The 5,847-nt window shown below is 72.8% G+C and carries 6 protein-coding genes and 1 pseudogene; all 7 read left to right on the top strand.

Annotated elements, in window-relative coordinates:
- A pseudogene (locus WA805_RS21725) lies at positions 1-207 on the top strand (N-acetyl-gamma-glutamyl-phosphate reductase); the annotation flags it as partial.
- The gene (gene argJ, locus WA805_RS21720; RefSeq protein WP_425243251.1) at positions 204-1,355 is read left to right on the top strand and encodes a bifunctional glutamate N-acetyltransferase/amino-acid acetyltransferase ArgJ; all 1,152 of its coding nucleotides are present in this window, start codon (positions 204-206) and stop codon (positions 1,353-1,355) included. The pseudogene WA805_RS21725 and the gene argJ, both read left to right, overlap by 4 nt.
- A complete protein-coding gene (argB, locus tag WA805_RS21715) occupies positions 1,352-2,317 on the top strand; it encodes an acetylglutamate kinase (protein WP_422280110.1) in 966 nt (321 codons plus the stop codon). The genes argJ and argB overlap by 4 nt, the downstream gene beginning before the upstream one ends.
- On the top strand, positions 2,314-3,507 hold the full coding sequence (locus WA805_RS21710) for an acetylornithine transaminase (protein ID WP_422280108.1): 1,194 nt from the start codon (positions 2,314-2,316) through the stop codon (positions 3,505-3,507). The genes argB and WA805_RS21710 overlap by 4 nt, the downstream gene beginning before the upstream one ends.
- A gap of 23 nt (positions 3,508-3,530) precedes the next feature.
- Positions 3,531-4,451: an ornithine carbamoyltransferase gene (gene argF / locus WA805_RS21705; RefSeq protein WP_425243250.1), complete on the top strand. Its 921-nt coding sequence runs from the start codon at positions 3,531-3,533 to the stop codon at positions 4,449-4,451.
- Entirely contained in the window at positions 4,451-5,068 is a 618-nt protein-coding gene (locus WA805_RS21700; protein ID WP_422280104.1) for an arginine repressor, read from the top strand. The genes argF and WA805_RS21700 overlap by 1 nt, the downstream gene beginning before the upstream one ends.
- 145 nt (positions 5,069-5,213) lie before the next feature.
- Positions 5,214-5,847, top strand: a 634-nt coding sequence (locus WA805_RS21695) for a lyase family protein (protein ID WP_425243249.1), incomplete at its 3' end; no start/stop codon positions are given.

The following is a 5,847-nucleotide window of genomic DNA, read 5'->3' as shown; positions in this document are numbered from 1 at the left end:
GGCCAGTGGCCCGTCACCGGCGCGGTAGCCGGGTCGAACGGGGCGCACGTCCAGGTGACCGCCGACCCGCACGCCGGGCGCGCGGTCGTGGTCGCCACCACCGACAACCTCGGGAAGGGCGCGGCCGGCCAGGCCGTGCAGATCGCCAACCTCATGCTCGGCCTGCCAGAGACGGCCGGCCTCACGACCCACGGAGTCCACCCATGAGCGTGACCGCACCGCAGGGCTTCCGGGCCGCGGGCGTGGCTGGCGGGCTGAAGCAGTCCGGCGACCGGGACGTCGCGGTGGTGATCAACGACGGCCCGTCCCGGGCCGCGGCCGCGGTGTTCACCGCCAACCGGGTGCAGGCAGCCCCGGTGAAGTGGACGAGGCAGGTGGTCAGCGGCGGCCGGGTCCGTGCCGTCGTGCTGAACTCCGGCGGCGCGAACGCCTGCACCGGCCCGCTCGGCTTCCAGGACACCCACGCCACCGCGGAGCGCCTCGCCCGGGCGATCGGCGACTCGGCCGGCGAGGTCGCGGTCTGCTCGACCGGCCTGATCGGCGACCGGCTGCCGATGGACAAGCTGCTGCCCGCCGTGGACGCGGCGGTCGCGGAAGCTGACCGCAGCGGCGGCGTGCACGCCGCCGACGCGATCCGCACCACGGACACGGTCGTCAAGATCGCGTTCCGCCGCCCCGACGGCTACTCGATCGGCGGCATGGCCAAGGGCGCGGGCATGATCGCCCCGGCGCTCGCGACCATGCTGTGCGTGCTCACCACGGACGCGGACCTCACCGCCGAAGAGCTCGACAGTGCGCTCCGCTCGGCGACCGCCGTCACCTTCGACCGGCTGGACACCGACGGCTGCATGTCCACCAACGACACCGTGCTGCTGATGGCCAGCGGCGCGTCCGGGGTCAAGCCCGACAAGCAGGACTTCACCCGCGCCCTGACCGAAGTCTGCGCCGACCTCGCCCGCCAGCTCCAGCTCGACGCCGAGGGCGCGTCGAAGATGATCACGATCGAGGTCGTCGGCGCGGCGAGCGACGGCGACGCGGTGACCGTCGGCCGCGCGGTGGCCAGGAACAACCTGCTCAAGTGCGCCATCGCGGGCGAGGACCCGAACTGGGGCCGGGTGCTGTCCGCGGTCGGCACGACGGACGCGGTATTCGACCCGGACCGGCTGAACGTCGCGATCAACGGCGTCTGGGTGTGCCGCGGCGGCGCGCCAGGCGACGAGCGGTCCAAGGTCGACCTGAAGAGCCGCGACGTCACGATCACCGTGGACCTGTCCGCCGGCCCGAACGCCGCGCTGATCCTCACCACCGATCTCACCGAGGCCTACGTGCACGAGAATGCGGCGTATTCCACATGACGATCGTGGTCAACGACGACCAGGCCGACGAAGCGCGCCGCGTCGCGGCGACCGCCAAGGCGGCCACCCTGATCGAGGCGCTGCCCTGGCTCGACCGCTTCCACGGCGAGACCGTGGTGATCAAGTACGGCGGCCACGCGATGACCGAGGAGCACTTGCGCGCCGGGTTCGCCCAGGACCTGGTGTTCCTCAGGCACGCCGGGCTGCGCCCGGTGGTGGTGCACGGCGGCGGCCCGCAGGTGACCGAGCACCTGGACCGGCTCGGCATCGAATCGGTCTTCGCCGCCGGGCTGCGGGTGACCACGGAAGAGACCATCGACGTCGTCCGGATGGTGCTCAACGGCAAGGTCAACAAGGACCTGGTGGGCCTGATCAATCGGTACGGGCCGCTCGCGGTCGGGCTGTCCGGCGAGGACGCGAACCTGTTCACCGCGCGCCGCAAGGCCGCGGTCGTGGACGGCGAGCCGGTGGATATCGGCCTGGTCGGCGACATCGTGGCGACCGATCCCGGCCTGGTCAGGGGCCTCATCGCGGACGGCAGGATCCCGGTGCTGTCCAGCGTCGCGCGCGGCGCGGACGGCGACGGCGTGGTCTACAACGTCAACGCCGACACCGCGGCCGCCGCGCTCGCGGTGGCGCTCGGCGCCGCCAAGCTAGTGGTGCTCACCGACGTGGCGGGCCTCTACAGGGACTGGCCCGCCTCGGCCGAGGTGATCAGCCAGCTCGGCGCCAGCGACCTGGAAAAGCTGCTGCCGGCACTGTCGGCCGGCATGATCCCGAAGATGGAAGCCTGCCTCACCGCGGTGCGCGGCGGCGTCCCGCAGGTGCATGTGCTGGACGGCCGGCTGGAGCACGCGATCCTGCTGGAGATCTTCACCGACTCCGGCATCGGCACCATGGTCTCTGCTGACCCGGGGGGACGACCCCCCGGAGCCCCCCGAGAAGGAGACAACCAACCATGAGCGAGAGCGAAGCCCTGCGCGAGCGCTTCGAGGCGGCCATGATGCCGAACTACGGCACCCCGCCGCTGGCGCTCGCCCGCGGCGAGGGCTGCCGGGTCTGGGACGCCGACGGCAACCAGTACCTGGACCTGATCGCCGGCATCGCGGTCAGCGCGCTCGGCCACGCCCACCCCGCCATCGTCGAGGCCGTGTCCGGCCAGGTCGGCAAGCTCGCGCACAGCTCGAACCTGTTCGTGCACGAGCCGGGCGTGCGGCTCGCCGAGCGGCTGCTCGGCTTGCTCAACGCCGACGGGCAAGCGCGCGTGTTCTTCTGCAACTCCGGCGCCGAGGCCAACGAGGCCGCCATCAAGCTGGTCCGCCGCGCCCGCGGCACGGACAAGCCGTTCGTCGCGGCGATCGGCAGCTTCCACGGCCGGACGATGGGCTCGCTGAGCATCACAGGCAAGGAGTCGATCAGGACGCCGTTCGGCCCGTTCGGCGTCGATGTGCGCTGGATCCCGTACGGCGACGAGGCGGCCCTGGCCAGCGCCATCGACGCAGAAGTCGCGGCGGTCTTCCTCGAGCCGACGCTGGGTGAGGGCGGCGTCGTGCCGCCGCCGGACGGGTACCTGCGCGCCGTCCGGCAGGCCTGCGACGCCGCGGGGGCGCTGCTGGTGCTCGACGAGATCCAGAGCGGGATCGGCCGCACCGGCGAGTGGTTCGCCCACCAGGCGGCGGGCGTCCTCCCCGACGTGCTCACGCTCGCCAAGGGCCTCGGCGGGGGGCTGCCGATCGGCGCTTGCATCGGCTTCGGCGAGGCGGGCACCGCGCTGCGCAAGGGCGACCACGGCTCGACGTTCGGCGGCAACCCGGTCGCCTGCGCCGCCGCCCTCGCGGTGCTCGACACCATTGAGGACCGCAGCATTCTCGGCAACGTCAAGACCGTGGGTAACGTCCTCGCGAGCGGCATCGAGGCGACCGACCACCCGCTGCTCAAGGGCGTGCGCGGCAGCGGACTGTGGCTGGCGGCGGTGCTCACCGAGGACAAGGCGCCGGCGGTCTGCCAGGCCGCGCAGGAAATGGGCTTCCTCGTTAACGCGGTGCAGCCCGACGCGGTGCGGCTCGCCCCGCCGCTGATCCTCACCGAGGCCGAGGCCGGCGAGTTCACCGCCGCCCTGCCCGCTATCCTGACCCAGGCACACGAGGCGTAACCCCCACCGAGACGTAGACACCCATGCCCAAGCACTTCCTCCGCGACGACGACCTCACCCCCGCCCAGCAAGCCGAGGTCCTCGACCTGGCCCGCGTCATGAAGAAGGACCGGTTCGCCCGCCGCCCGCTCGAGGGCCCAAAGGCCGTCGCGGTCCTCTTCGACAAGCCAAGCCTGCGCACCCGGGTGTCCTTCACCGTCGGCATCGCGGAACTCGGCGGCCTGCCCCTGGTCATCGACACGCAGACCACGCACATCGGCCGCGGCGAGACGATCGGCGACATCGCCAGGGTGCTCACCCGCCAGACGGCGGCGATCGTGTGGCGCACGTTCGGCCAGGACCGCATCGAGGAACTGGCCGCGGCGAGCACCGTCCCGGTGATCAACGCGCTGACCGACGAGTTCCACCCCTGCCAGATCCTCGCCGACCTGCAGACCATGACAGAACGCCTCGGCCCGCTCCCCGGCCGCGCCCTCGCCTACCTCGGCGACGGGGCCAACAACATGGCGTACTCCTACCTGCTCGGCGGCGCTACCGCCGGGATGCACGTACGAGTCGCCGCTCCGGACGGCTACCAGCCCGACCCGGGGATCGTCGCCGCCGCCCAGCGGATCGCCGCGGAAACCGGCGGGTCGGCCGCTGTCGTCGGCGACCCGGCTCTCGCGGTCAAGGGCGCGGACGTGCTCGCCACCGACGTCTGGGTCTCGATGGGCCAGCAGGACGCGCCGGCCCGCCGGCAGGCGCTCGCCCCGTTCCAGGTCAGCGGCGAGCTGCTGGCGCTGGCCGGCGAGGGTGCGATCGTGCTGCACTGCCTGCCGGCGCACCGCGGTGAGGAGATCACCGCCGGGGTGATCGACGGCCCGGCCAGCGCGGTGTGGGACCAGGCGGAGAACCGGCTGCACGCGCAGAAGGCGCTGCTGGCCTGGTTGCTGGAGCAGTCCTGATGGCGACCCCGTCGGCCCCGGCGACGAAGGCCGCCAGGCAGGCGCGGATCGCCGCGATCCTGGCCATGGAGCAGGTGCACTCGCAGGAACAGCTGGCCGTGCTGCTCGAGAGGTACGCCGGCATGCACGTCGCGCAGGCCACCCTGTCGAGGGATCTGGACGAGATCGGCGTCGTCCGGCTGCGGGCGGCGGACGGCTCGCTGGTCTACGCGCTGCCCGGTGAGCCGGGAGGGCCCGGGTCCCGCGCTGGTATCGGTCTTGATTTTCCGGAACGTACGCAGCCGTCTCTCACCCCGCCCGCTCCGCCCGCGGCTGAGGCGGCCAGCGAGCCGGCGCCGCCCGTCACGGAACATCCCGAGCCGCCGGCCTCGTCCGCGCGGCTGGCCAAGTACCTGAAGGAGCTCCTGACGTCGACAGAGGCGAGCGCGAACCTGGTGGTGCTGCGCACCCCGGCCGGCGCCGCGCAGTTCCTCGCCTCGGTCATCGACCACGCCGCCTGGCCCGCGATCCTGGGCACGGTCGCCGGCGACGACACGGTGCTTGTGATCGCCAGGGACCCGTCCGGCGGCGACGCTCTCGCCGCGGACTTCCGCCGCCTGGCCGAACGCCGCCGGTAACCGCCCCGCGCCGCGGACCCAAAGGGGGTCGATGGGCCATCGTCCCCCTTCTTAGGCGGTCGATGGCCCATCGACCGCCTTCGCGGCGGACCCAATAGGGTGGAGGGCGGGGCCGATGCGTTACGACTGGGGATAGGTGGGATTGATGGGATCGGACGAGCAGTCGGCGTCTTCGGGTGGATCGCCGACACGGCTGTGGGGCGGCCGGTTCGAGGGCGGACCCGCGGACGCGCTGGCGCGGCTGTCGCTGAGCGTCCAGTTCGACTGGCGGCTGGCGCGCTACGACCTGCTGGCGTCCCGCGCGCACGCGCGGATGCTGCACCGGGCCGGGCTGCTGACCGACGGTGAGGCCGACTCGATGCTCAAAGCGCTCGACGACCTGGACCGGGCGGTGGAGGACGGCACCTTCCGCCCGACGCTCGCCGACGAGGACGTGCACACCGCGCTCGAGCGGGGGCTGCTCGAGCGGCTCGGCGCTCTCGGCGGAAAGCTGCGGGCCGGCCGCAGCCGCAACGACCAGGTCGCTACCGACCTGCGGCTGTACCTGCGCGATCACGCGCGGCTGATCGTCAGCAGGCTGGCCGAGCTGCAGACCGCGCTGATCGCCCAGGCGGAGGCCTGCGGCGACACGCCCGCCCCTGGCATGACGCACCTCCAGCACGCTCAGCCCGTGCTGTTCGCGCACCAGCTGCTCGCCCATGTCCAGGCGTTCGCGCGGGACGTGAGCCGGCTGCGCGACTGGGACAGGCGCGCGGCGGTCAGCCCGCTCGGCGCCGGCG

Source organism: Trebonia sp. (assembly GCF_049794275.1).
Classification (GTDB): domain Bacteria; phylum Actinomycetota; class Actinomycetes; order Streptosporangiales; family Streptosporangiaceae; genus Trebonia.
Note: the sequence above shows the minus strand (reverse complement) of the source record. Positions and strands in the feature narration are given on the sequence as shown.

Bases quoted from the DNA above. Each gene is read 5' to 3' on its own strand.
- argJ (WP_425243251.1), top strand. From the start codon at position 204: ATGAGCGTGACCGCACCGCAGGGCTTCCGGGCCGCGGGCGTGGCTGGC.
- argB (WP_422280110.1), top strand. From the start codon at position 1,352: ATGACGATCGTGGTCAACGACGACCAGGCCGACGAAGCGCGCCGCGTC.
- WA805_RS21710 (WP_422280108.1), top strand. From the start codon at position 2,314: ATGAGCGAGAGCGAAGCCCTGCGCGAGCGCTTCGAGGCGGCCATGATG.
- argF (WP_425243250.1), top strand. From the start codon at position 3,531: ATGCCCAAGCACTTCCTCCGCGACGACGACCTCACCCCCGCCCAGCAA.
- WA805_RS21700 (WP_422280104.1), top strand. From the start codon at position 4,451: ATGGCGACCCCGTCGGCCCCGGCGACGAAGGCCGCCAGGCAGGCGCGG.